The sequence below is a fragment of the Mesorhizobium sp. P2_F5 genome, assembly GCF_056403715.1.
In genome coordinates this window covers 286,125-309,667 of record NZ_JBFUEY010000004.1, presented here as the reverse complement: position 1 = coordinate 309,667, position 23,543 = coordinate 286,125, and the positions used below count along the sequence as shown (strand labels likewise).

Here is a 23,543-nt window from a genome sequence, read left to right as displayed (position 1 = left end):
GCCGGCGTGGTGAACTGTATGCTGCTTATACCACTTGCTCTATGGCGCCAGTGATCAGCCCGGTGACTTCCTCGGGCGAACTCGAGGCGATCCGCTTGTCCGCGACCTTCCGCCCGCGCCGCATGACGATAACACGATCGGCCACGTCGAAGACGTCGGGCATGCGGTGGCTGATCAGCACGACTGCGATGCCCTGATCGCGCAGATGGCGGATCAGGTTGAGCACCTCGGCCACCTGCCTGACCGAAATAGCCGCCGTCGGCTCGTCCATCAGCACGATCTTGGCCTGCGACAGCATGGTGCGGGCGATCGCCACCGCCTGGCGCTGGCCGCCCGACATCTGCTTGACGAGGTCGCGGGGCCGCGTTTCAGATTTCAGCTGAGCGAAAAGCTGGCCGGCGCGCTTGTACATGGCTGCATAGTCGAGGATCCGGAACGGACCGACGCCGCGCCGCAATTCGCGGCCGAGATAGACGTTGGCGGCGGCGGTAAGATTGTTGCACAGCGCAAGGTCCTGATGGACGATCTCGATGCCGTGCTGGCGGGCTTCCGATGGCTTGTGCAGGATCAGTTCCTTGCCTTCCAGGCGCATGTCGCCATGGCTCGGGCGGAAATTGCCGGCGATCATCTTGACCAGCGTCGACTTGCCGGCGCCGTTGTCGCCCATCAGGCCTACGACCTGTCCCGGCTCGATGGACAACGAGACGTCGTTGACCGCCTGGATGGCGCCAAAATGTTTCGAGATGTTGGTGAGTTCGAGAACCGCCACCAGCCTTCTTGCCTCCCCGTGACTTGGATCAGGATAACGTTGGTTGAAACGTCATCCTGATCCAACACTCTGTTGGTTGGAGCATGATCTCTTCCGAAAACCGGTTCCCACTTTTCGGGATCATGCTCAGGCCATCGGTTCTACCCGCGGCCCTCGCTCGCCCAGCTCCTCCCGGGACAGCGATGTTGAGTTGCATTTACGCAAATGCCTGCGCGGGCGTCAATCGGCCGTGGAATCTAAAAATCCGTTTTGTCGGACAAATACCATTGACGTCGATGCAAAGCCGATATTAGCTGGAAGGCGGAGGAGTTACCTGCCGACCCCGTGCCGGTTTGCGTGTGGGATCAGCGGGAATGCATTGGTGCTGCCGGCCTTTTTTCGAACCGGCTGACCGAAATGAAATGCCTATCGACCTGGCTTGCCGACAAGAGCGCTCGCATAGCGACCCTCTGTCACCGCATTCCGGGTTGGTTCGTGTGGCGGGCACGTCGTGTCCGTCTGTTTCCAAGGGAGGACTGACATGAGGAAAACAGTTTTGCTTGCCGCCGTCGCCGCCATGGCGCTGGGCGCCGGACCGGCTTTGGCCAAGAAGCAGCTCGTCATCGTGGTGAAAGGTCTCGACAATCCATTCTTCGAGGCGATCCACCAGGGTTGCGAAAAATGGAACAAGGAAAACGCCAGCTCGGAGTATGAGTGCTTCTACACCGGCCCGGCGTCGACCTCCGACGAGGCCGGCGAGGCGCAGATCGTCCAGGACATGCTGAGCAAGGCAGACACGGTGGCAATGGCGATTTCACCGTCCAACGCGCCGCTGATCGCGCAGACGATCAAGACCGCCAATCCGACGATCCCGATCATGACGCTCGACGCCGATCTCAGCAAGGAAGATGCGGCGCTTCGCAAGACCTATCTCGGCACCGACAACTATTTGATGGGTCACAAGATCGGCGAGTACATCAAGAAGGGCAAGCCGAATGGCGGCACGATCTGCACCATCGAGGGCAATCCCGCGGCCGACAACATCCTGCGCCGCGCGCAGGGCATGCGTGACGCGCTGTCGGGCAAGGAAGGTCTTGCCGCACTTGCCGGTGAAGGTGGCTGGACCGAAGTCGCCGGCTGCCCGGTGTTCACCAATGATGACGGCGCCAAGGGCGTACAGGCGATGACCGACATCCTCGCCGCCAACCCCAAGCTCGACGCCTTCGGCATCATGGGCGGCTGGCCGCTGTTCGGCGCGCCGCAGCCCTATCGCGACCTGTTCGGGCCGCTCAAGGACCGCATCGCCAGCAACGACTTCGTCATCGGCGCCGCCGACACGATCGGCGACGAGGTGGCGATCGCCAAGGATGGTCTTGTGACCGCGCTGGTCGGTCAGCGGCCATTCGAAATGGGCTACAAGGCACCGTCGGTGATGATCGACCTGGTCGAAGGCAAGGCCGTCGCCGATCCGGTGTTCACCGGCCTCGACGAATGCACCAAGGACACGGTCGACACCTGCATCCAGAAATAGTCAGCGATACCGGGGCGTCCTTTCGGGGGCGCCCCGTCATTTTCCTCAGGACAAGGACAGGCAACATTGTCGGGGCGCAGGCTCCGGCTTTGACGGGCTCATGCGTCTTGCTTTCGGCGAAGGGCACGGACAATTCCGGACGGTTTCCCAGCGACAAATTGCCGATTCCGACGATGCCGGACGACAGATCAAGAGGGCGATCCGCCAAGATAGATGTGCCGGCCGGCCCGGTTGCCACCGCTGTTCGACGACCGGATACAGCTTGGCCCCCCGGCTCCAGTGTACACGCCTCGCTGGCCAACGAGATCGGACTTCGGATCGTGCGCGGCGACTATCCGCCAGGCGCCATCCTGCCCAACGAAGCCAAATGGGCGGAGATGTTCAACGTCAGCCGCTCGGCGGTGCGCGAAGCGATCAAGATGCTGATGGCCAAGAGCCTGCTGGCCTCGCGCCCGAAGATCGGCAGCTGGGTCGAGCCGAGGGAACGCTGGAATCTGCTAGACCGCGATGTGCTCGCCTGGTACGCGACCGGGCCGGACCGAGAGGCGTTCCTGCGCACGGTGCAGGAGTTCCGTCACATCATCGAACCGGAGGCCAGCGCCTTTGCCGCGATGCGACGCAGCGACGAGCAGATGGCCGAGATCAGCCAGGCCTGCCGGGAAATGGGCGAGGCGCTGAGCCTGCAGCAGCGTATCCGCGCCGATACGCGCTTTCATCTCACAATCCTGCGCGCCTCCGGCAACGATCTTTTGGTGCCACTCGGCGTGCTGATCGAATCGGCGCTCGACCATCTCTTCGTCTTCACGACCATACAGGTCAGCGACCAGCGGCACGCCCAGAAGCTGCACGAAGCGATCGAGAAGGCCATCCGTCTGCAACGGCCGGAGGCCGCGCGCAATGCGGTGCGAAAGTTGCTGGCCAATACGGATGAGGGGATCGGCAAGGCGCGGCGGTGAGGCGCTAATCTCCCCCCTTGTGGGGGAGATGCCCGGCAGGGCAGAGGGGGGCGCTGTCCCGCCGACCTTACAACACAAGATACTTGCGCACGTCGTCTGCGATTGGAGGTCAAACTGAAAGCTTGTGTTCCTTCGCGCCCCCCTCTGTCCTGCCGGACATCTCCCCCACACGGGGGGAGATCGGCTGATCCCAAAGGCCAGCAACTCAAATCGTCTGCTTCTTGCCGTCCTTCATTGGCATCAGGTCGACGCCGTTCACCTTGGCGATATGCGTGGCCAGCATCGGCACGAACTGTTCGGCCGGGCCGGTGGCATGGGCGCCGGCGAAGGCGTTTTTGGTGGCATTGCCGAGCGGGTTGGCGATGCCGGCGGCACCCGCCATCGATTCCAGATAGGTCAGGTCCTTGAAGGCGTTGGCAATGGTGAATTTATGCGCGTCGCGGTCGCCTTCCAGCGTCCAGCGCATGAAGGTCTGGTAGAAGCCGCAATCCATGCGGCCATTGCGGATAACGCTGTCGAAGCGCGGCGGTGAGATGCCGACCTTTTCAGCCAGCGCCAGCGCTTCGGAGTAGATCGCGGCATAGCCCAGCGAGATGAAGTTGTTGAGCAGCTTCATGCGGTGGCCGTCACCGGTGTCGCCGATATGGACGATACGGCCGGCCCAGGTTTCGATGACCGGCTTCACCCGGGCAAAGAGCGCGTCGGGCGCGCCGACCATGGCGTCGAGCGTGCCTTCCCAGGCTTCCTTCGGGGTTCTGCTCAGCGGGGCATCGACAAAGTCGACGCCGACTTCGTTCAGTTCGGCAGCAAGCGCCACGGTCGAGACCGGATCGGAGGTCGAGCAATCGACGACGACCGAGCCCTTCTTCAAGCCCTCCTTGAGGCCGCCGGGGCCGCGAATGATAGCTTCGACCTCGCGCGAGCCGGTGACGCAAATGAAGACGATATCGGATGCCGCAGCGACATCGCGCGAGGTTGCTGCTTCCTTCGCACCTCGACCCAGCAGATCTTCCGCCGGCTTGCGGTTCTTGCGGCCGAGGAAGGTCAGGCCGTAGCCCTTGTCGACGATGTTCTTGGCGATGCCGTGCCCCATCAGGCCAAGGCCGATGAAACCGATCTTTTCGCTCGCGGCAGTCGTGGTCATGTCGTGAAGTCCTGTTGCAATGATTGATATCGGGCGTCGCCGTTTTGCAGGCGAGGGTGGTTGCGGAGCGCCATATTGTCTGACAATACACAGGAATCCTAGGCACTGGAGACGAAAATGACGAAGCGGATCATGTTCACCGGCGGCAGCGGCAAGGCCGGGCGCCATGTCGTGCAATATCTGGTCGAGCAGGGCTGCCAGGTGCTCAACATCGACACCAAGCCGCTCGACAATCCCAAGGTGCGCACGCTGATCACCGACATCACCGACAGCGGCCAGGTGTTCAACGCGCTGTCGAGCTATATGGGCCTGCATGAATTCGACCCGTCGCTGCGCCCGCAGCCGGTCGATGCCGTGGTGCATTTCGCCGCCATCCCGCGCATCATGATCACGCCCGACAATGAGGTGTTCCGCATCAATGCGATGGGCACCTACAATGTCATCGAGGCGGCGGTGAAGCTCGGCATCCCCAAGGTGGTGATCGCGTCCAGCGAGACGACCTATGGCGTGGTGTTCGCCAACGAGCCGCGCGACCCCAAATATTTCCCGCTCGACGAAGAATACGACGTCGATCCGATGGACAGCTACGCCCTGTCCAAGGTCGTCAACGAGCACACGGCGCGTGCCTTTGCGCAGCGCAACGGCACCGATATCTATGCGCTGCGCATCGGCAACGTCATCGAGCCGCATGAGTATTCGCTGTTTCCGAAGTGGTTCGCCGAACCGGGCTTCCGCAAGCGCATCGCCTGGAGCTATATCGATGCCCGCGACCTCGGCCAGATCACGCTGCGCGCCGTCGAAACGGACGGGCTCGGCTTCCAGGTGTTCAACGCCGCCAATGACGACACCTCGTCCGACCTGCCGACGGCCGAGCTTTTGAAGCAGTTCTATCCCGATGTGCCGGTTAAGACGAAGCTCGGTGAGTACGAGACGCTGCTCTCCAATCGCAAGGCCAGGGATATGCTTGGCTTCCGTCCCGAGCACAGCTGGCGCAAATACGTCAAATAGGGGCTGTATGGGCTAAGGTTGTAACCTGATCTGTGCACAGCCGCAGGCTTTGCCGCCAACGCCCCGTCCTTTGCTTGACAGCTTTCGAAATCCGGACTTTGTGGACGCATGAGGGACGGAAAGCCGAATAAGGGAAAGAAGCCCGACAAGGCGGCGCCCGCCGAGCGCCCGGCGGCGCTTCGTCGGGCTGACGCGACCCGGGTGCCCGGCTCCAGCGTGCATGCCTCGCTGGCCAGCGAAATCGGGCTGCGGATCGTGCGCGGCGATTACCCGCCGGGCACCATCCTGCCCAACGAAGCCAAATGGTCTGAAACCTTCAACGTCAGCCGTTCGGCGGTGCGCGAAGCGATCAAGATGCTGATGGCCAAAAGCCTTCTGGCATCGCGCCCCAAAATCGGCAGCTGGGTCGAGCCCAGGGAGCGCTGGAACCTGCTCGATCGCGACGTGCTCGCCTGGTACGCGACCTCGCCCGACCGCGAAGTGTTCCTGAAGACCGTGCAGGAATTCCGCCACATCATCGAACCGGAAGCGACCGCCTTCGCCGCCATGCGGCGCACCGAGGAGCAGATGGCCGAGATCAGCCAGGCCTGCCGCGAGATGGGCGACGCGTCGAGCCTGCAGGAACGCACACGCGCCGACACGCGCTTCCATCTCGCCATCCTGCGCGCCTCGGGCAACGATCTCCTGGTGCCGCTCGGCGTGCTGATCGAATCCGCCTTCGATCATCTGTTCACCTATACGACGCGCGAACTCGACGATCTGCAGCATGCACAGCAGCTGCATGAGGCGATCGAAAAAGCCATCCGCCTGCAACGGCCGGATGCGGCCCGCAACGCGGTGCGCAAGCTGCTCGCGAACACTGACGGCGTCATCAACACCAGATAGGATGTGCCGATATTCAGGGTGAGGCCGGCCTGCAAACGCCGGCTTTCTGCGCTTCCGGTGCTCACGTACTTAAGTACGCTCCGCTCCGGTTCTCGAAACCCAACGTTTTCGGCGCGGCCTGACCTGAATCTCAACACATCCTACGAGCGCTCAGCCGGCCTGCGAAGTGGCCAAATGCTGTCTGGTCAGCGCAATCAGCAGTGCCTGGTCGCGGGCGGCGTGCTCGGGGCGATTGACCACTTCGTCGCCGTTGACGATCGCGCCCCAGAAGCCGCGCAGTTCCTCGACGAAGGCTTCGCCGTAGCCGGCACGGAGGTCCCTGGTCGATAGCGTGTGGCCGTCCGATGTCTTGACCGTCAGCCGGGTCGGATGATGGTTGAGCCAGGGCGAGGGGAATTCGAGCTCGAGGCTGGCATCGTCGAAGAACAGCGTGATGCGTTCCTTGTAGTCGGCGAGTTTCGGCACGGTGAGATGCGTCATCGTCCACAGCGCCTGGCCGTCGAGCAGCTTCACCGCACCCTGGCCGCCATCGCCATTGGCGAAGATCTGCGCGCCGACGACCTCGCCGTCCGGCACGCCGAGCGCGTCGAGCAGGCCGTGCACGGCATTGACATCGTGAATCAAGGCGGAGCTGTAAGCGCCGGTAAAGCCACGGAAAGCGAGATCGGTCAAAGGCTGGCCGATGGCGCGCTCGACCTGTTGTTTTTGCTTGCCTTGCGCGGCGGCAATCAGGTCCTTGGGAATGTCATTGCCGCGGATATAGCGCTGGTGGGCGATGAACGGCCACGCGTCGGGATCGTTGACCTCGACCGAGACGGAACGCAGCGTCCTTGCCGTGCCGGGCAGTGATATCAGTGCCAGCTGGTAGCTCGGATCGAAGCGCTTCATATAGCCGACCTGCATGACCTTGCCGGCCTTGTCGCGCGCCGCGACGATCTCGGCGATCTCCTCCGGTGAATAGCAGAGCGGCTTTTCGCAGAAGACATGCAGGCCACGCCCAAGAGCCGCCAGCACCTGCTCGTGATGCAGCGGGTCGGGCGAACCGATGACGACGGCGTCGAGCTTCTGGTCGAACAGCTGCTCCGGCGTTTCGAAATTGGCAATGCCGTGGATATCTGTGACGAACTGGCGCGAGATTTTCGACGGATCGGCGACACCGACCAGCTCGAACAGATCGCCGAGCCGCAACAGGTTTGGAATATGCTCAACCTGCGAAATCATGCCGGCGCCGATGACGCCGACCCGTATCCTGCTCATGCAATCACTTTCTGCAAATAGGGTCTGAAACAGGTCACGGCGCCGCCGATGGCCGGTTGCCGATCTGCGCCAAAAGCCCGGCGATCTCTGCTTCCACCGCCTTCAGATCCTCGCCGCCCGACATGATCGAAATCACCTCGTCGCGCGAGATCTCCGACTTGGCGTAGGTGCCGCGGTTGCGGCCGCGGTTGAGCAGCGTGAAGGTGTCGCCGACGGGATAGGCATGGTGGATGTTGTGGCTGATGAAGATCACGGCCAGCCCGCGCATGCGCGCCTCGATGATGAATTTCAGCACCATCGCCGCCTGATGCACGCCGAGCGCGGAGGTCGGCTCGTCGAGGATCAGCACTTTGGCGCCGAAATGCACGGCGCGCGCGATTGCCACCGATTGGCGCTCGCCGCCCGACAGCGTGCCGACGGCCTGCGTCGGGTCGCGCACGTCGATGCCGATATCGGCCATAGCCTGGCGGGCTATAGTGTTGGCGCGCTCCTTGTCGAAGCGCGAGAAGGGCAGGCGGCTCCTGGTCGGCTCGCGGCCGAGGAAGAAATTGCGGGTGATCGACATCAGCGAGATCATGCCGAGGTCCTGGAACACGGTGGCGACGCCGAGGTCCTGCGCGTCGCGCGGGCTGCGGAAGGTGACCGGCTTACCGTCTACGAAAATCTCGCCCTTGCCCGGCCGGTGCACGCCCGACAGCACCTTGATCAGCGTCGACTTGCCGGCGCCGTTGTCACCCAGAAGGCAGTGCACCTCGCCGGGATAGACCTTGATGTCGATGTCCTGCAGCGCGCGCACCGAACCGAAATTGACCGACACGCCGCGCAGTTCCATGGCCGGCTGGATGGTCTGGGCCGGGTTGGTCATTTGCCGCCTCCGCGTCCGAGCGCCTTGAGGCGGATGTAGTTGTTGACCAGCACCGCCATCAGGATGACGATGCCGAGGAAGACCTTGAACCAGTCGGTGTCGATGCCGGTGTAGAAGATGCCCATCTGCACCAGGCCGAAGATCAGCGCCCCGAACAGCACGCCATAGACTGTGCCGTAGCCGCCGGTAAGCAGCACGCCGCCGATGACCGCCGCGATGATCGCCTCGAATTCTTTCAGCAGGCCGCGCGTGGTGTCGGCGGAGCCGGCCTCCATCACCTGGATGGTGGCAAGCAGGGTGGCGGCGCAGGCGGTGTAGATGAAGAGCGCGATCTTCACCCGGTCGACCGGCACGCCGACATTGCGGGCGGCATTGAGGTCGCCGCCGGTGGCGAAGATCCAGTTGCCGTATTTGGTCTGCGTCAAGACATAACCGGCCAGTGCCGTCAGCCCGAGCCACCAGACGATCGACATCGGAATGCCGACGACGAAGGGAATGCCGTCGGTGCGGGTGGCGATCCAGCCCTGCGTGCCCATCCAGTGGAAGAAGCCGGTGAACAGATGGCCGTTGAACAGGCCGGCGGTTGTCGGGTCCGGCGCGCCGTCGAGGATATAGGGGATCTGCGTGCGGCCGGTGACGGCGCGGGTGATGCCGATCGACAGGCCGCGCAGGATGTAGAGCGAGGCCAGGGTGACGATGAAGGACGGCAGGCGCGTCTTCACCACGATCAGGCCGTTGACATAGCCAGTAAGGATGGCGACCGCGAAGGCGCAGGCGATGCCGCCCCACAGCGGCAGGCCCCAATATTTGACCGTCAGGCCGATAACGACGCCGGCGAAGCCGACCATCGAGCCGACCGAAAGATCGAATTCACCGGCAATGATGAGGAGCGCGGCGGCTGTGGCGATGATGCCGAGTTCGGCCGCCAGCGTCAGGAAGGTCATCGACCCCTGCAGCGAATAGAGGTTCGACGCACCGGGCAGCAAGGCGAAGATGATGATGGTGGCGATCAGGCCGCCGGCGGCACCGGCTTCGGGCCGGCGTAGCCATTGCGTCACCCGGCCGGTACTGGCCAGCCGCTCATCAGCGCCGGCGGCTCGCTTCGACGTCATGCCGAAACGGTCCTTGACCGGCACTTCTGAAGGTATCGCCTTGTCTTCCACGGCTGCCATTAGGCTCCCCAATCGCTCACTTCGCAATGTCGACCAGACACCGGGGAGTCGCATGCGCGCTTCCCCGGTTCGTTTGGTTTGTTTGACTAGCGGATGCCGTCCTTGGCGAGCGCGAGGATCGCCTTGGCCTTGTCGGGTGAGTCAATGAACAGCGGACCGGTATAGGCGTTGTTCTGCGGCCAGAAGCCGTGCGTGGCGTGTTCGACCAGATAGATCACCGGCAGGTAACCCATCAGATATTGCTGGGCGTCCATGCCGAAGCCCATTTCGCCGGCGACGACGGAATCCAGAACTTCGGGGCTGATGTCGAAGGTGTAGAGCTTGATCTTGCCGAACAGTTCCTTCTGCCGGAAGAACGGGATCAGCGGGTTGGCGGCGGTGGCGCCGAGCGCGAACGCGGCCTGAGTGTCGGGATGCGCCGATAGATAGGCTTCGGTGCGGCGCTGGATGTCGGCCGGATCGGGCGACACGGTCAGGACTTCGGTGCCGCCGCCGGAAGGCTTCAGCCCGTCATTCAAGCCCTGGCAGCGCTGGTCGAGGCTGACATTGCCGACCTCGTGGTTGATGCAGACGACCTTGAGCGTGCCTTCCTTGGCCAGCCGCTCGCCGGCCTTCTTGCCGGAATCATATTCGGAGACGGTGCCGACATAGAGCGTCGTGCCGAGTTCGGCGCCTTCCTTCTCGCCGGAATCCAGCACCACCATCGGGATGTTGGCGGCAAGACCTGCCTTGACCGATTTGCCGAGCGCATTGGCGTCGGCGATGGAGACGGCAATGCCGTCCGGATTGGTGGCGATGGCCGCATCGAGCAGGCGGGCCTGCTCGACCACGTCGAACACTTGCGGTGCGTAATATTCGACCTTGGCGCCGGTCAGGGCGGCCGCATCATCGACGCCGCGCTTGACCACCGACCAGTAAGGGTCGGAGGCGGACCCATGCACCACAAAGGTGATGCGGACATCCTTCGGGTCCTTCAGGCCCGCGGCCTGTACGACGCCCGCCAGCATACTCATCGAGACAAGCGCGCCGAGCGCCAGTTTCAGAACGGTCTTCATATCATTCTCCCATTGTCGTTGCAGTTCCAATTCCCTCTTTGCGCTGTTGGCCGACGGCCTACGGCGCTGACCGGGCGGCCGCTTTGCGGGCCTTTGCCGGTGTCGATAGTCCAAGCCTTGCGCGTAGATCCTCGCGCAATGGCTTCATGCCGATGATGTCGATGTCCTGTGCACCGAGCCAGTCGCGAAAAGCCTGGTCGCGAAACAGCTCATATTCCTCGGTGCGGATATAGGCGGAGCGCGGCTCGATCAGTTCGAGCTCGCCCGGCGCGTTGAAGTGCAGGCAGAAGAAGGTCAGGCCTTCGCGCACGCCTTCGACCAACGCCTTGTAGGCCGGCTCTATCGGCTTGGAGCGTGGACGGCCCCAGGTCGTCTGGATGGCGGCGTCGAAAATGACAAAGCCTTTGGCGCGAGCCTCGGCTACGCCGCGCTGGAAGGCCGCTTCGGTGACGCCGACCAGATTGTCGTTGGGCGAATAGGCGGACAGCGTCTTGGTGAGCAGCACCGGCAAGCGATATTCCAGGCCGAGCTTGACGTAGACGTCGCAAAACTCCGGCGACAGCGCTGCCCCCATATGCGCGTCGAGATGGGTGACATCGATGCCGGCGCGGTAGGCGGTGTCGATCTGGGCGCGAAGCTCGGTTTCCACGGCTTGCGGCGCTGCCTTGCGGCGGGTCGTCGCGACATCGGGCCAGAAATAGCCGAACTCGTCGGTCAGGCCGGCCGCGCGCGACGGCGACGTCAACGGCCGCCATTTGTAGTGCTGCTTTTCGCTGTTCAGCGTCAGGTGGACGCCGAGATCAAGCCGAGGATCGGCTGCTGCCGCTTCGGCCATCTCCGGGAACCACGGGCACGGCACCATCACCGCGCCGGAGCTGCAGGCGCCCAGTCCGGTCAGTTCGAGGAAGGCGCTGTTGGCGCCATGGCACATGCCGACATCGTCTTCGTGCAGGACAAGCTGTCGCCTCATGGACGGCCACCGTCTTGCCGGCACGCCGGTTGCGAGGGTCTTCCAAAGTGTGTCCCGTGCTGCATGGAACCGACCGTTTGCCCAACTGGACGCGATGGAACGCCCAAAGCCGTCTTTCCGACAGGGCCACTTCAGCGAATTCGGATGGGTACGATTTTTCCGCGAACCTGCGTTCTGGAATGCCGGTTTCATTCTATTCGGCGTCAAACCTGGTCCCGCGCAGCCGGGATGGCTTGGTCCGATCGTGGCGGAGTGGTTCTTTCAAACAGCGGCGGCAAGCGTAGAGCTTTCACACCATCAAGCGATGTGGAGAGCTGCCATGTACACTGCCGGTGAAGAAGAAATCGAAGCCATTGCCCGGGTGATCCGTTCCGGCGCGCTGTTCCGCTATGGCGAGAACAGCGAATGCAACCGCTTCGAGGCCCGCTATGCCAGGCATCTCGGCGTCGAACATTTCGCGCTTGCCGCCAGCGGCACCTATGGACTTGCCGCCGGCCTGATCGGGCTCGGCATCGGGCCTGGCGATGAGGTGCTGGTTCCCGCGCATACCTATATGGCGACGGCAACCGCCGTGCTGTCGGTCGGCGCCATTCCGGTCATTGTCGATATCGACGAGAGCCTGACCATCGATCCAGCAGCGCTGCGCGATGCCATCGGCCCGCGCACCAAAGCGGTCATTCCCGTGCATATGTGGGGTGCTGCCTGCAACATGAACGCCATCATGGACATCGCCAAGAAGCGTGGCCTCAAGGTGCTGGAAGATGTCTGCCAGGGCATTGGCGGCGGTTATGAGGGCAGGAAGCTCGGCTCGATCGGCCATGCCGGCGCCTACTCCTTCAACTACTTCAAGAACATGACGTCGGGCGAGGGCGGCGGCATCGCCACCAGCGATCCGACGGTGGCGGAGCGGGCGCGCTGCGCCATCGACCCCTGCCATTTCTACTGGCAGGGCCGCAGCGACAGCATCAAGCCGTTCGCCGGCATCGGCGCGCGCGCCTCGGAACTGATGGGCGCCATGCTCAATGTCCAGCTCGACCGCCTCGACGGCATCATCGAGGCGATGCGGGCGGAGAAGAAGAAGGTACTGGCCGGCACGCGCCATCTCGGCAATCTCGGCCTGACGCCGTCGCCGATGAACAGCCCCGACGACGATTGTGCGGCGCAGGTGATGTATCTCCTGCCCAGCGAAGAGGCGGCGCAGGCTTTTTCGAAGACCATTCCGAGCGTCATTGCCGGCAAGACCGGCCGCCACAATTTTACCCAGTGGGACCAGGTGCTGATGCATGAAGGCGCGCATCACCCGGCGCTCAATCCCTACACGCTGCCGGAGAACAAGGGTCTGCGGCTCGACTACGCCGACGATCTCGGCAAGGGCTCGCTCGACATTCTCAATCGCACGGTGATGGTGGCGATGAACCCGGCGCATGGCGACGCCGACATCAACGACATGATCCACAACATCGACGCGGCGGCCCGCGTGGCGCTGGAAAATGCCTCGCTGGATGACGTGGAGGTGCGCAAGGCGGCACCGGTGGATCTGCAGAAGTTCGACAGCGTGAACTGAAGCGCGGCGCTCTGGACCGGTCTATTGCCGGTCCAGCCGCGTAAAGGCAGCGCGGAGCGCCAGCACCGCGCGCAGGATCTGGCGTTCATCCATCGCGGCATAGCCGAGCAGCAGGCCGTGTTCGGGCTCGCTCGAATGGTAGTTGATGGAAATGCCTTGCACGTCGAGCCCTTCCTTGACGGCGGCGGCGACGACGTCGCTGTCCTTGTAAGGCCTTGTGAAACTCGCCAGCAATTGCATGCCGGAATCGTTCTCGGTCACCGCCAGCCATTCGGACAGATGCTCCTGGCACAGCTTGACGAAATTGGCCTGCCGGCGCGCGTAGAGCCGGCGCATGCGTTTCAGATGCGTGGCGAAATAGCCTTGTGAGATGAAGTCGTTGACCGTTGCCTGTAAGATCAGCGGCGCGAACTGGCCGGTGATCGAGACAGCGCGGTCGAAGGGCACCGAGAGTTCGCGCGGCACGATCAGGTAGCCAATACGCAGCGCCGGGATCAGCGTCTTGCCGAAGGAGCCGATATAGACGACGCGATCGGCGTGATCGAGGCCGCGCAGCGCCGGCACCGGCCGGCCGCGGTAGCGGTACTCGCCGTCATAGTCGTCCTCGACGATCCAGGCGCCGTGGCGCTCGGCGATGTCGAGCAGTTGCAGCCGTTCCTCGATGCGCATGATGGTCCCGAACGGCCATTGGCAGGACGGCGTCACATAGATCAGCCGCGGCGGCGGCAGCTCCGGATCGGCAAGGTGCCAGCCCTGCCGGTCGACCTTTAGGGGCGCAAGCTGGGCGCCGCTGGCGAGGAAGGCGCTCTTGGCGCCGAGATAGCCGGGCTCCTCCATCCAGACATGGTCGCCCTCGTCCATCAGCACGCGCGAGGCGAGGTCGAGTGCTGCCTGCGCGCCGGTGACGATGATGACCTGATCGGCGGTGCAGTTGATGCCGCGCGACAGGCTGATGGTCGAGGCGATGGCCTGGCGCAGGCCGGGATGGCCGGCAAAGGAGAGGTAGCCGAGCAGGTTCTCGTCGCGGCTGCGCGCATTGCGCACCAAAAGGCTCGACCAGATGGTGAAGGGAAAGGACGCCGTTTCCGGCACGCCGGGATGGAAGTTGATGACGCCGGCATTGCGCGGTGGCTGCGGGCCGTTGACGATGGTCTGGCCGCGCCGCGAAAGCTTTTGCGGAGCGGCAAGGCCGGCGCGGAGCGAGGCCGGCGGGCGCTTCTGTTGTATCGGCGCCACCCAGGTGCCGGAGCCGGCGCGCGCCTCGATGAAGCCTTCGGCAAGCAGCTGGTCGTAGGCGGCGATCACCGTGTTGCGGCCGACCTTCAGATCCTCGGCCAGCGAGCGGGTCGAGGGAAGCAGCGTGTTCTGCTGGATCTGGCCGTCGAGGATGAAGCGGCGCAAGGCACCGTAGATCTGTCGGTGCATCGGTTCGTCCGAGGCGCGGTCGACGGACATGATGTCGAGGGAAAGGCGCATGTGGTCCGCCAAACCTAGCCTCCGACAAACCTGGCTGCGCGGGCGATCTTTTCTTCGTTGAGGAGGCAGACGGTCTCAAACACCAGCCGCCTGGTTTCGGCACGGACCTCGCGACTATTCTTCAGCGCGCGATGCACGGTGGCGGCGCCGAGTTGTACCTTTTGCGCAATCTCACGGATGGTGCAAAGCCGTTCCATACCGAGTGCCGCCTCGAATGCCATGTCACTCCTCCACCCGCATCAAGGCACGGCTTGCCGCCAGCCTCAAGCCGGAAACTCCAAGGGTCGAAAACTCGGCCTCACCAAGCCGGGGCCGAGAATTCTGCGACCCGCGCCGCCAGGGGAGGACGGCGGCGCGGATCGCCGGGCGCTTTCGCGTCGCTACCCCTACCGAGGCGCGCGCCCAACCGGCCAACCACCAGCCCCCCGGCGGTGGTCAGGCCATGTCTCGTGTCGCCACCTCGAAGCCGGCCTTGCGGGCCGTAGCGACAAGCGAAGCGTAACCCTTCGTGGCATAGGTCAAGGGATTTGCCTTGGCCGGATCCTGTTCGGCCTCGACGACGATCCAGCCTTCGAAGCCACGATTGGCCAGCGGCTTCAGCAACGACAGGAAGTCGACGGAGCCATCGCCGGGTACGGTGAAAATCCCCTCCATAACCGCCGCCATGAAACTCATGTCTTCGCGCCTCGCCTTTTCCAGCACGGCCGCGCGGACGTCTTTGCAATGGAAATGCACGATGCGGTCGAGGTGCCGATTCAGCAGGGCGAGCGGGTCGCCGCCCGAGAACAGGCAATGGCCGGTATCGAACAGCAGGCCGACGCTTTTGCCTGTCGTCGCCATCAGCCTGCCGACCTCGTCGTCGGTCTCGACGATGGTGCCCATATGGTGGTGGAAAGCCATGCCGACGCCGAAGGCGGCCATGCGGTCGGCAAGCTCAGTCAGTTTCTCGCCATAGGCGGTCCATTCGCCGTCAGTGAGGCGCGGACGCTGCGAGATCGGTGCAAAAATGCCGTCGTGACGGCCGCGCGACGTGTCGGCATAGACGACGACCTTGGCGCCGAGGTCGCGCAGCAGGGTGAGATGCGGTGCGATGGCGGCGAATTCCTCGTCGACCGTGCGGTCGAGAATGCGGCCGTCATACCAGCCGGAGACGAGTTCCAGCCCGTAGGCGGACAGGAGCGGTCCAAGTTCGTCGCTTCGCCTGGGGAATTTGCCGCCGAGCTCGGTGCCGCGATAACCGGCCTGCCTGGTTTCGGACAGGCAGGTCTCCAACGGCGTGTCACCGCCGAGTTCGGGCACATCGTCATTGCTCCAGGTGATGGGATTGATGCCGATCTTGACCGTCATGTCGCCACTTTGCAGGCCTGGGGAAACACAATGCCGAGGCTGCAAACTGGAGGGAAAGAGGACCTGTCACTAGGTCCAGTTGAGGCGAATTTGGCAGAACCAATCGCTGGAGCCACGGATCGGAGCCCTGTGGCGCTGCCCGTCGCCGCGAATGCGCCGATAGTGGCGTGGAACGGTCGACTTCCCAGACCTCGGACAGGAAACGCCTTGACCCCAATCGTCGCCAATCAGGCTGATAGCCCTGGCATCGACAGCTCTTATGCCTGGATGCGGCTTGCCATCTCGATGCTGCTGGCGACGATCGGCGCGGTCGGCATGTGGGCCGTCGTGGTGGTGTTGCCGGCCGTGCAGGCCGAGTTCGGCGTTGACCGCGCTGCGGCATCGATGCCCTACACCGCAACCATGGTGGGCTTTGCCGCCGGCAACGTGCTGGTCGGCCGCGCCATCGATCGCATGGGCTATTGGATTCCAGCGCTGATCTCCTCGGTCGCACTCGCCGCCGGTCTCCTGCTCGCGGCGGCGTCGACGTCGATCCTGCAATTCACCCTTGCCCAGGGGGTGCTGATCGGCCTTGGCTCATCGGTGATCTTCGGACCGCTGATCGCCGATATTTCGCACTGGTTCAATCGTCGACGCGGCGTCGCCGTCACGGCGGCGGCCGCGGGCAACTATCTCGCCGGAGCGCTGTGGCCAACCATCATGCCGACGCTGATCAAGGCGGAAGGCTGGCGCTTCACCTATGCCGCCATCGGCATCTTTTGTCTGGTCACCATGATACCGCTGGTGCTGTTGTTGCGGCGCGGCGCTCCAAACGCAGCGGCGGCCGGCTCGCCTGGAAGCCGGCCTGTGCAGCCGATTTCAATCTCGCCGGCGGCACTGCAGGTGCTGCTGGTCATCGCTGGTCTCGGCTGCTGCGTGGCGATGTCGATGCCGCAGGTGCACATCGTCGCCTATTGCATGGATCTTGGCTATGGCATCGCGCATGGCGCCGACATGCTGTCGATCATGATGGCGGCGGGCGTCGTCAGCCGGCTCGCCTCCGGCTTTGTCGCCGACCGTATCGGCGGTGTGAAAACCCTGCTTATCGGTTCCGTGCTGCAATGCCTGTCGCTGCTGTTTTACATTCCGTTCGACGGGCTCGCCTCGCTCTATGTCGTGTCGCTGGTGTTCGGCCTGTCACAAGGCGGCATCGTGCCTTGCTATGCCATCATCGTGCGCGAATACCTGCCGGCCAAGGAAGCCGGCCAGCGTATCGGCATCGTCATGATGGCGACCATCTTCGGCATGGCGATCGGTGGCTGGATGTCGGGCTGGATCTACGACCTGACTGGCTCCTACGCGGCAGCCTTCCTCAATGGGATCGTGTGGAACCTGGTCAACGTGGCGGCCATCCTTTTGCTGATGTGGAGGGCTGGGCGCCCGGCCATGGTTACGGCCTGAGGGACTTCAGCCGGCGAGGCCGCAACCTGCCGTCGGCTTGACAATCGCCAGTTGCTGCGCGACGCCAAGCTGGCATGGCGTAGCGGGGAAGCCGGACAAACATGGCGACAGAGACGACGAAGCCGCAATCGCGCGCGACGCAAGGGGCAGGGCTATGACCAAGCCGCGCTCGCGCCGTGGCGGCGGTCGCCCGACCATTGCCGATGTGGCGCGCAAGGCCGGCGTTGGCGCCATCACCGTGTCGCGGGCGCTGCGGGAGCCCGACCGCGTCAGCCAGGATTTGCGCCGCCAGATCCAGGCCGCCGTCGACGAACTCGGTTATGTCCCGGATCCCAATGCGCGGGCGCTGGCCTCGGCGCGCGCCGATGTGTTCGGCGTGCTGGTGCCGTCGCTCACCAACAACGTCTTCGCCGAAGTGGTGCGCGGCATCTATGACAGCCTTTCGGACGGCCCGTTCCGCGTCCAGCTCGGCAACACCCACTATTCCGGCCTCGAGGAGGAGCGCCTGCTGCAGGTGTTCGCGCCGCAGCGCCCGGCGGCGCTGATCGTGGCCGGTATCGACCAGACGCCGACCTCGCGAAAACTGCTGGAGAGCGCAGGCTGCCCGGTGGTGCAGGTGATGGAGACCGGGCCCGACCCGGTCGACATGCTGGTCGGCTTCTCGCATTTCGACGGCGGCAGGACAGCGACCGAGCATCTGATCGAGGCGGGCTACCGTCGCATCGGCTTCATCGGCGCGCGTATGGATCCGCGCTCGCAGCGGCGCCTTGCCGGCTATCGCGCGGCAATGGAGAAGGCCGGCCTGTTCGACCCGCGGCTGATCACCACCACGCCGCTACTGTCCAGCATGACGCTCGGCCGCGAGCTGCTTCGCGATGCGCTGGCCAAGATGCCGGCGCTCGACGGCGTCTTCTGCAACAATGACGATATCGCGCTCGGCGTTCTGTTCGAATGCCATAGCGCCGCACTCGACGTGCCGAAGACAATCGGCATTGTTGGCTTCAACGACCTTGAGATGATGCAGGCGGCGTTCCCGCCGCTCACCAGCATCCGCACCCCTCGCTATGAAATCGGACGTCGGGCTGTTGCCATGGCGCTGGCGGCGATCGCCGGGCAAAGGCCAGAGCAGCGGCTCGTCGATCTCGGTTTCGAGCTCAAGCCCCGCGAGAGCACGGCACGCTGAACACGCTTCGGCGACCTCAGCAAATGGTGCTTTACACGGCGTCATGGTAGCGCTACCATTTTTATCGGACAGGCGTTCTGGCGGAGGAGCCAAGCCTGTTTATTATACATAAGCAACAGCTCATACTTGTTTATTATGTATAATATGCTAGGTTTCGTTTCTCGCCCGCGAAGCGGCGAGGGGGGAGGGGATCGGGCCGGCTTCGGGCCCTTGAGACGTGCCACCGGCAAGGCTGCGGAGCCGTCGCCGGGCGTGGAAAATCGCCACGACAAACAGCATCAAGCAGAACTGCAAACGGGAGGAATATCGATGATCAAGTCATTCGTTGGCGGCATCGTTGCCGCCACTGCATTCGTCATGTTGAGTTCGTCGGCGATGGCCGGCCCTGAAGTCGTCAAGGGACCAGCGGCCGAGCCCGACTGCTTCGCGCCATGGGCGGCCGATACACAGTTCTTCAAATTCCCCAAGAAGGAAGGCCCATACCGCATCGCGCTCGCCAACGGCTATATTGCCAACACCTGGCGCATCCAGATGATCCAGACGGCCAAGGCCTATGCTGCGCAGAAGGACGTCGCGGCAAAGTTGAAGGAATTCAAGGTCGTATCGACCGGCGAGGATGTTCCGGCGCAGATCTCGGCGATCAACAACTTCATCGATTCCGGCTTTGACGCCATCGTCGTCAACGCGCAGAATCCGACCGCCTTCGGGCCGGTCATCAAGCGCGCCAAGGAAGCCGGCGTCGTGCTGGTCGCCTTCGACAACATCCTCGACACCAAGGACGCCATCAACGTCAACGTCGACCAGAAGGGTCTCGGCGAATTGTGGGGCAAATGGCTGATCGACCATATACCGGATGGCGGCAAGATACTTGAAGTGCGCGGCGTTGCCGGCACGTCGGTCGATACCGACCGCCACAACGGCATCCATGAGGCCTTCGACGCCTCGGGCAAGAAATGGGACGTCACCGAAGTCGCCGGCAAGTGGGATGATCCGACAGCGCAGAAGGTCACGGCTGACGCGATCGCCACCAATGGTCCGTTCGTCGGCATCACCGGGCAAGGCGGCGACACCGGCATCGTTCAGGCGATGATCGACGCCAAGCATGCCTTCGTGCCGTTCGGCGGCGAAACCGAGAACGGCTTCCGCAAGTTCTGCGCGGCGCACGCGGCGGACGGCCTGAAATGCTCCTCGGCCGGCACTGGCCCTGCCCAGGTCGCGGTCGCCATCAAGACGGCGATCGCCGCACTTGAGGGTCAGGTCGTACCGCAATCGGTCAAGCTGCCGCTCGCCATCGTCGAGGATCCGAACTTCAAGGAAGGCCAGGACTATTTCCCTGCCAAGGCCGACCAATAGGCTGCACATTCGGCGCCGCGGGATGCTCCGCGGCGCCGAACCACTTGCCATCTCAATCCATAAACTGCCCCGGAGGGCTGATGGACGGTGCGGCTCCACTCTTTCGCATGGAAGGCATTTCCAAGCGCTATGGCGGCGTGCGTGCGCTGGAAAAGGCCGAACTTTCGGTCACATCAGGCAGCATCCACGCCATCCTCGGCGAAAACGGCGCGGGCAAATCGACGCTGATCAAGGTCATGGCCGGCGTGGTGGCGCCCGACGAGGGCACGATGACGCTGGACGGGCGTGAGGTCAGCTTTGCCTCGCCGGCTGCGGCCAACCAGGCCGGCATCGTCTGCATCTTCCAGGAACTGTCGCTGGTTCCCGAGCTCAGCGTCGCCGACAACATCGTCATTTCCGACCCGCCGACACGGTTCGGCATGATCGACCGCAAGGCGCAGCGCCGTATCGCAGAAGAGGCGCTGGCACGTGCGGGTGCAGCCGACATCCATCCGCTGGCGCTGGTCAAGGACCTTCCCCTTTCGAGAAGGCAAATGGTCGAGATCGCCAAGGCATTGGCCAGGAAGCCGCGCATCCTGATCCTCGACGAGGCCACTTCGGCGCTGGCTGCCGCCGATGTCGCCAAGATCTTCGCCGTGCTGAAGCGGCTGCGTGGGGAAGGGCTGGCGTTGCTCTACATCTCGCACCGGATGAACGAGATCGCAGAACTCGCCGACCAGTGCACGGTGTTTCGCAACGGCCGCACCGTCGCYAGCTACAAGGCAGGCACAAAGAGCGACAACGAAGTCGTCGAACTGATGATCGGGCGCGAATACAGCCACATTTTCCCGCCGAAGCCCGCGCGCACTGCAGCTGCCGCCGTTCCCGTGCTGGAGGCGCGCAAGCTGTCCTGGACGGACCGGCTGGACAATGTCTCGCTGACGGTCGGGGCAGGCGAGGTCGTCGGCCTTGGCGGTCTCGACGGCCAGGGTCAGCGCGAATTGCTGCTTGCCTTTTTCGGTGTGCTGCGCGGCCTCAGTGGCCAGATCCTTATCGACGGCAAGCCGGTTTCGATCGCCAGCCCGGCAACGGCGCGCGGCGACCGGATCGGCATGGCGCTGATCCCTGAGGACCGCAAGACCGAAGGCCTGATGCTGCCGATGACGGTGCGCGAGAACCTGTCCTTCGCCGCCCTCGACCGGCTGTCGAAAGCCGGCATCATCGACCGCGCCGCCGAACAGCGGCTGATCGACGACATGGTCGGGTTGCTGGCGATCAAGACGGCCGGTCTCGACATTCCGGTCGGGGCGCTGTCGGGTGGCAACCAGCAGAAGGTCGTCATCGCCAAATGGCTGATGCGCCAGCCGCGCATCATCCTGCTCAACGATCCGACGCGCGGCATTGATGTCGGCACCAAGCAGGAGCTCTATCAACTGATGCGCAAGTTGGCGGATGCAGGCGCGGCGATCCTGTTCTATTCGACCGACTATGACGAACTGATCGGCTGCTGCGACCGCGTGCTGGTGCTCTATGACGGGGCGATCAAACGCGAGCTGGTCGGTGCCGAGATCACCGAGCGGGCGCTGATAGCAAGCGCGCTCAACATCCACGGCGACGACGCCGGCGCAAGACAGGGAGCGGACGCGTGAAAGACTGGCGCTATTGGCTGGCCGAGCAGCGCGGAACACTGATGGCATTGGCCATCTTCATTGTCATGTTCGTCATCTACACGTCGAACCATCCGGCGGGCTTCACCGCCAATGTCGTGCAGACAGCTTCCAACAAGGGCGTGCTGCTTGCCTTCGTCGCCATGGCGCAGACACTGGTCGTGATCACCGCCGGCATCGACCTCTCCGTCGGCATGATCTTCACACTGACCAATTGCCTCGCCTCCTGGCTGGTCATCGGCACCGGCCTCGAGACCGCTTTCGGCGTCATCGCGGTGCTCGGCACCGGGCTCCTGTGCGGGGCGATCAACGGCGCTATCGTCATCTACGGGCGGCTGCAGCCGATCGTTGCCACCATCGCCACGGGTGCGGTCTATTTCGGCATCGCGCTGCTGCTCAGACCGTTTCCTGGCGGGTCGGTCAACGAAGGTCTCGCCGACGCGCTGACCGGACGTCTGTTCGGCGTGGTGCCGGCAAGCTTGGTCGCGCTGCTCGCCGTGGTGCTCATCGTCTGGGTGCCGTTCAGCCGTTCGGTGCTGGGCCGCGCTGCCTACGCCGCCGGCTCGTCGGAGACGGCGGCCTACATGTCCGGCGTGCCGATAAGGCGCGGCAAGTTCGCCGCTTACGCGCTCGCCGGGCTGCTGGCCGCGATCGGCGGACTGTTCCTGACCTTCTTCACCTATACGGGCGATGCAGCCTATGCCAGCGGCAACGCCTATACGCTGTTTTCGATCGCCGCGGTGGTGCTGGGCGGCGTCTCGCTGTTCGGCGGCAAGGGCAGCGCCATCGGCGCCATCTTCGGCGCGCTGGCCTTCCGCACCATCGGTGACCTGTTGTTCGTTTTCGATTTCGATCCGCTGTGGCAGCCGCTGTTCCAGGGCGTTATCCTGCTGGTCGCGGTCAGCCTCGGCGCCTTCGCCCTGTTTCGGGTCCGCAACCGGCTGGAGTGGTTCCTGTGAGCGAGACAACATTGGGCGGCATAGCCGGCCGCATGCCGAAATTCATCCGCCGCGCCGACCCGGCCGTGCTGACGGCCTTCGCCTGCATCGTGCTGTTGCTGTTCCTCGGCAGCCTCTATTCGCGCAGCTTCCTGTCGCCTGAATATCTCTTGCAGCAGCTCAAGGTAGCCTCGTTTCTCGGCGTCATCGCCACAGGCATGATGCTGGTCATCCTGCTTGGCCAGATCGACCTGTCGGTGCCGTGGGCGGTGGCTGCGGGCGCGATGATGGCCTGTGCCGCCGCGGCCTATGGCCCCATCGGCGTGGCGCTGGCCATTCCGTTTGGCATTTTTTGCGGGATGCTGATCGGCATCGTCAACGGCATCGGTGTCGCCTATCTGCGCATCCCCTCGATGATCATCACACTCGCCACCAACGCCGTCGCGCAAGGGCTCATGGTCGTCTATACAGGTGGCTACTCGCCACAGGATTCGGCCACCGGCGCCATGCGTTATCTCGCGACAGGTTTTACCATTCCGGGCGTGCCTAATGCCGTCATCATCTGGGCGCTGATCGGTGCCGCGATGGTGTTCGTGCTGACCCGTACCAGCTTCGGCCGCACCGTCTACGGCATTGGCAACCGCGAGCGTGCCGCCTATCTCTCCGGCATCGACACAAGGCGCGTGGTGATGATCGCCTTCGCTATCTCGGGCGGCCTCTCGGCCTTCGGCGGCGTGCTGCTCGCCGGCTATGCTTCCAAGGCGGCGCAGTCGATGGGTGACGCCTATCTGCTGCCGTCGATCGCCGCCGTGGTGCTTGGCGGCACCTCTATCCTCGGCGGGCGCGGCTCCTATCTCGGTACCGTCGCCGGTGTCATCCTGATCACGCTCCTGCAATCCATCCTTTCGGTCATGCAGATGCCGGAAGCAGGGCGGCAGATCGTCTATGGTCTGGTCATCGTCGCCATGCTCCTGCTCTACGGCCGCGCGCCGGCAAGCCGCTGAC

General features: G+C 63.8%; 21 protein-coding genes. 11 read left to right on the top strand and 10 right to left on the bottom strand.

From position 1 onward, the window contains the following. Positions 1-25 precede the first annotated feature (25 nt). Positions 26-769 (bottom strand): ATP-binding cassette domain-containing protein, encoded by a 744-nt coding sequence (locus tag AC1DYO_RS08030; protein WP_181055639.1) that lies wholly within the window; start codon positions 767-769, stop codon positions 26-28. A 520-nt stretch (positions 770-1,289) separates the two neighbouring features. On the opposite strand from AC1DYO_RS08030, the gene AC1DYO_RS08025 reads away from it, so the two are divergent. Both AC1DYO_RS08025 and AC1DYO_RS08020 read left to right on the top strand, forming a co-directional pair. Beyond that, positions 1,290-2,279 carry a sugar-binding protein gene (locus tag AC1DYO_RS08025; RefSeq protein ID WP_181055640.1) on the top strand — a complete coding sequence of 330 codons (990 nt, stop codon included), beginning with the start codon at positions 1,290-1,292 and terminating at the stop codon, positions 2,277-2,279. A 173-nt stretch (positions 2,280-2,452) separates the two neighbouring features. Next, complete coding sequence (locus AC1DYO_RS08020) at positions 2,453-3,235, top strand: FadR/GntR family transcriptional regulator (RefSeq protein ID WP_477261987.1); 783 nt, start codon at positions 2,453-2,455, stop codon at positions 3,233-3,235. Between the two features lie 205 nt (positions 3,236-3,440). On the opposite strand, the gene AC1DYO_RS08015 is transcribed toward AC1DYO_RS08020, so the two are convergent. Next, positions 3,441-4,379: an NAD(P)-dependent oxidoreductase gene (locus tag AC1DYO_RS08015; RefSeq protein WP_477261985.1), complete on the bottom strand. Its 939-nt coding sequence runs from the start codon at positions 4,377-4,379 to the stop codon at positions 3,441-3,443. A 117-nt stretch (positions 4,380-4,496) separates the two neighbouring features. Here AC1DYO_RS08015 and AC1DYO_RS08010 point away from each other — a divergent pair, with 117 nt between their 5' ends. Together AC1DYO_RS08010 and AC1DYO_RS08005 are read left to right on the top strand one after the other, a co-directional pair. Then, entirely contained in the window at positions 4,497-5,387 is an 891-nt protein-coding gene (locus AC1DYO_RS08010; protein ID WP_477261983.1) for an NAD-dependent epimerase/dehydratase family protein, read from the top strand. Positions 5,388-5,495: 108 nt separating this feature from the next. Continuing rightward, positions 5,496-6,272, top strand: coding sequence for a FadR/GntR family transcriptional regulator (locus tag AC1DYO_RS08005; RefSeq protein ID WP_477261981.1), 777 nt, complete (start codon positions 5,496-5,498; stop codon positions 6,270-6,272). 150 nt (positions 6,273-6,422) lie between these two features. On the opposite strand, the gene AC1DYO_RS08000 is transcribed toward AC1DYO_RS08005, so the two are convergent. The 5 genes from AC1DYO_RS08000 to AC1DYO_RS07980 form a co-directional block, all read right to left on the bottom strand. After that, positions 6,423-7,529, bottom strand: a complete 1,107-nt coding sequence (locus AC1DYO_RS08000; protein WP_477261979.1) for a Gfo/Idh/MocA family protein — start codon at positions 7,527-7,529, stop codon at positions 6,423-6,425. A 34-nt stretch (positions 7,530-7,563) separates the two neighbouring features. Continuing rightward, on the bottom strand, positions 7,564-8,394 hold the full coding sequence (locus AC1DYO_RS07995; protein WP_477261977.1) for an ATP-binding cassette domain-containing protein: 831 nt from the start codon (positions 8,392-8,394) through the stop codon (positions 7,564-7,566). Beyond that, the gene (locus AC1DYO_RS07990) at positions 8,391-9,506 is read right to left on the bottom strand and encodes an ABC transporter permease (RefSeq protein WP_477262447.1); all 1,116 of its coding nucleotides are present in this window, start codon (positions 9,504-9,506) and stop codon (positions 8,391-8,393) included. Before AC1DYO_RS07990 ends, AC1DYO_RS07995 begins: the two co-directional genes overlap by 4 nt. A gap of 146 nt (positions 9,507-9,652) precedes the next feature. Beyond that, the gene (locus AC1DYO_RS07985; protein WP_477261975.1) at positions 9,653-10,621 is read right to left on the bottom strand and encodes a rhizopine catabolism ABC transporter substrate-binding protein; all 969 of its coding nucleotides are present in this window, start codon (positions 10,619-10,621) and stop codon (positions 9,653-9,655) included. Positions 10,622-10,679: 58 nt separating this feature from the next. Next, positions 10,680-11,591 (bottom strand): polysaccharide deacetylase family protein, encoded by a 912-nt coding sequence (locus AC1DYO_RS07980; RefSeq protein ID WP_477261973.1) that lies wholly within the window; start codon positions 11,589-11,591, stop codon positions 10,680-10,682. Between the two features lie 319 nt (positions 11,592-11,910). On the opposite strand from AC1DYO_RS07980, the gene AC1DYO_RS07975 reads away from it, so the two are divergent. Beyond that, positions 11,911-13,155, top strand: coding sequence for a DegT/DnrJ/EryC1/StrS family aminotransferase (locus tag AC1DYO_RS07975; RefSeq protein WP_477261971.1), 1,245 nt, complete (start codon positions 11,911-11,913; stop codon positions 13,153-13,155). Between the two features lie 21 nt (positions 13,156-13,176). Here the strand turns inward: AC1DYO_RS07975 and mocR are convergent, their stop codons facing one another. From mocR to iolE, 3 genes are all read right to left on the bottom strand, one after another. Further along, positions 13,177-14,631: a rhizopine catabolism transcriptional regulator MocR gene (gene mocR / locus AC1DYO_RS07970; RefSeq protein WP_477261969.1), complete on the bottom strand. Its 1,455-nt coding sequence runs from the start codon at positions 14,629-14,631 to the stop codon at positions 13,177-13,179. 14 nt (positions 14,632-14,645) lie between these two features. Beyond that, a complete protein-coding gene (locus tag AC1DYO_RS07965) occupies positions 14,646-14,852 on the bottom strand; it encodes a hypothetical protein (RefSeq protein ID WP_477261967.1) in 207 nt (68 codons plus the stop codon). A gap of 214 nt (positions 14,853-15,066) precedes the next feature. After that, the gene (iolE, locus tag AC1DYO_RS07960; RefSeq protein WP_477261965.1) at positions 15,067-15,978 is read right to left on the bottom strand and encodes a myo-inosose-2 dehydratase; all 912 of its coding nucleotides are present in this window, start codon (positions 15,976-15,978) and stop codon (positions 15,067-15,069) included. Between the two features lie 267 nt (positions 15,979-16,245). Between iolE and AC1DYO_RS07955 the strand changes: the two genes are divergently transcribed. The 6 genes from AC1DYO_RS07955 (at position 16,246) to AC1DYO_RS07930 (ending at position 23,542) form a co-directional block, all read left to right on the top strand. Next, the gene (locus AC1DYO_RS07955; RefSeq protein WP_477262445.1) at positions 16,246-17,418 is read left to right on the top strand and encodes an MFS transporter; all 1,173 of its coding nucleotides are present in this window, start codon (positions 16,246-16,248) and stop codon (positions 17,416-17,418) included. Between the two features lie 154 nt (positions 17,419-17,572). Beyond that, a complete protein-coding gene (gntR, locus tag AC1DYO_RS07950; RefSeq protein ID WP_477261963.1) occupies positions 17,573-18,601 on the top strand; it encodes an HTH-type transcriptional regulator GntR in 1,029 nt (342 codons plus the stop codon). A 309-nt stretch (positions 18,602-18,910) separates the two neighbouring features. Further along, positions 18,911-19,954, top strand: coding sequence for a sugar ABC transporter substrate-binding protein (locus tag AC1DYO_RS07945; RefSeq protein WP_477261961.1), 1,044 nt, complete (start codon positions 18,911-18,913; stop codon positions 19,952-19,954). An 80-nt stretch (positions 19,955-20,034) separates the two neighbouring features. Continuing rightward, on the top strand, positions 20,035-21,582 hold the full coding sequence (locus AC1DYO_RS07940; RefSeq protein WP_477261959.1) for a sugar ABC transporter ATP-binding protein: 1,548 nt from the start codon (positions 20,035-20,037) through the stop codon (positions 21,580-21,582). Then, the gene (locus AC1DYO_RS07935) at positions 21,579-22,559 is read left to right on the top strand and encodes an ABC transporter permease (protein ID WP_477261957.1); all 981 of its coding nucleotides are present in this window, start codon (positions 21,579-21,581) and stop codon (positions 22,557-22,559) included. The genes AC1DYO_RS07940 and AC1DYO_RS07935 overlap by 4 nt, the downstream gene beginning before the upstream one ends. Beyond that, positions 22,556-23,542 (top strand): ABC transporter permease, encoded by a 987-nt coding sequence (locus AC1DYO_RS07930; RefSeq protein WP_477261956.1) that lies wholly within the window; start codon positions 22,556-22,558, stop codon positions 23,540-23,542. Before AC1DYO_RS07935 ends, AC1DYO_RS07930 begins: the two co-directional genes overlap by 4 nt. Position 23,543: the final 1 nt, after the last annotated feature.

Excerpts from the sequence above, each read along its gene's own strand:
- AC1DYO_RS08000 (WP_477261979.1), bottom strand. The coding sequence starts at position 7,529 with ATGAGCAGGATACGGGTCGGCGTCATCGGCGCCGGCATGATTTCGCAG.
- AC1DYO_RS07945 (WP_477261961.1), top strand. The coding sequence starts at position 18,911 with ATGATCAAGTCATTCGTTGGCGGCATCGTTGCCGCCACTGCATTCGTC.
- AC1DYO_RS08015 (WP_477261985.1), bottom strand. The coding sequence starts at position 4,379 with ATGACCACGACTGCCGCGAGCGAAAAGATCGGTTTCATCGGCCTTGGC.
- AC1DYO_RS07975 (WP_477261971.1), top strand. The coding sequence starts at position 11,911 with ATGTACACTGCCGGTGAAGAAGAAATCGAAGCCATTGCCCGGGTGATC.
- AC1DYO_RS08005 (WP_477261981.1), top strand. The coding sequence starts at position 5,496 with ATGAGGGACGGAAAGCCGAATAAGGGAAAGAAGCCCGACAAGGCGGCG.
- AC1DYO_RS07980 (WP_477261973.1), bottom strand. The coding sequence starts at position 11,591 with ATGAGGCGACAGCTTGTCCTGCACGAAGACGATGTCGGCATGTGCCAT.
- AC1DYO_RS08025 (WP_181055640.1), top strand. The coding sequence starts at position 1,290 with ATGAGGAAAACAGTTTTGCTTGCCGCCGTCGCCGCCATGGCGCTGGGC.
- AC1DYO_RS07990 (WP_477262447.1), bottom strand. The coding sequence starts at position 9,506 with ATGACGTCGAAGCGAGCCGCCGGCGCTGATGAGCGGCTGGCCAGTACC.
- AC1DYO_RS08010 (WP_477261983.1), top strand. The coding sequence starts at position 4,497 with ATGACGAAGCGGATCATGTTCACCGGCGGCAGCGGCAAGGCCGGGCGC.
- gntR (WP_477261963.1), top strand. The coding sequence starts at position 17,573 with ATGACCAAGCCGCGCTCGCGCCGTGGCGGCGGTCGCCCGACCATTGCC.
- mocR (WP_477261969.1), bottom strand. The coding sequence starts at position 14,631 with ATGCGCCTTTCCCTCGACATCATGTCCGTCGACCGCGCCTCGGACGAA.
- AC1DYO_RS08020 (WP_477261987.1), top strand. The coding sequence starts at position 2,453 with ATGCCGGACGACAGATCAAGAGGGCGATCCGCCAAGATAGATGTGCCG.
- AC1DYO_RS07985 (WP_477261975.1), bottom strand. The coding sequence starts at position 10,621 with ATGAAGACCGTTCTGAAACTGGCGCTCGGCGCGCTTGTCTCGATGAGT.
- AC1DYO_RS07995 (WP_477261977.1), bottom strand. The coding sequence starts at position 8,394 with ATGACCAACCCGGCCCAGACCATCCAGCCGGCCATGGAACTGCGCGGC.
- iolE (WP_477261965.1), bottom strand. The coding sequence starts at position 15,978 with ATGACGGTCAAGATCGGCATCAATCCCATCACCTGGAGCAATGACGAT.
- AC1DYO_RS07965 (WP_477261967.1), bottom strand. The coding sequence starts at position 14,852 with ATGGCATTCGAGGCGGCACTCGGTATGGAACGGCTTTGCACCATCCGT.
- AC1DYO_RS07955 (WP_477262445.1), top strand. The coding sequence starts at position 16,246 with ATGCGGCTTGCCATCTCGATGCTGCTGGCGACGATCGGCGCGGTCGGC.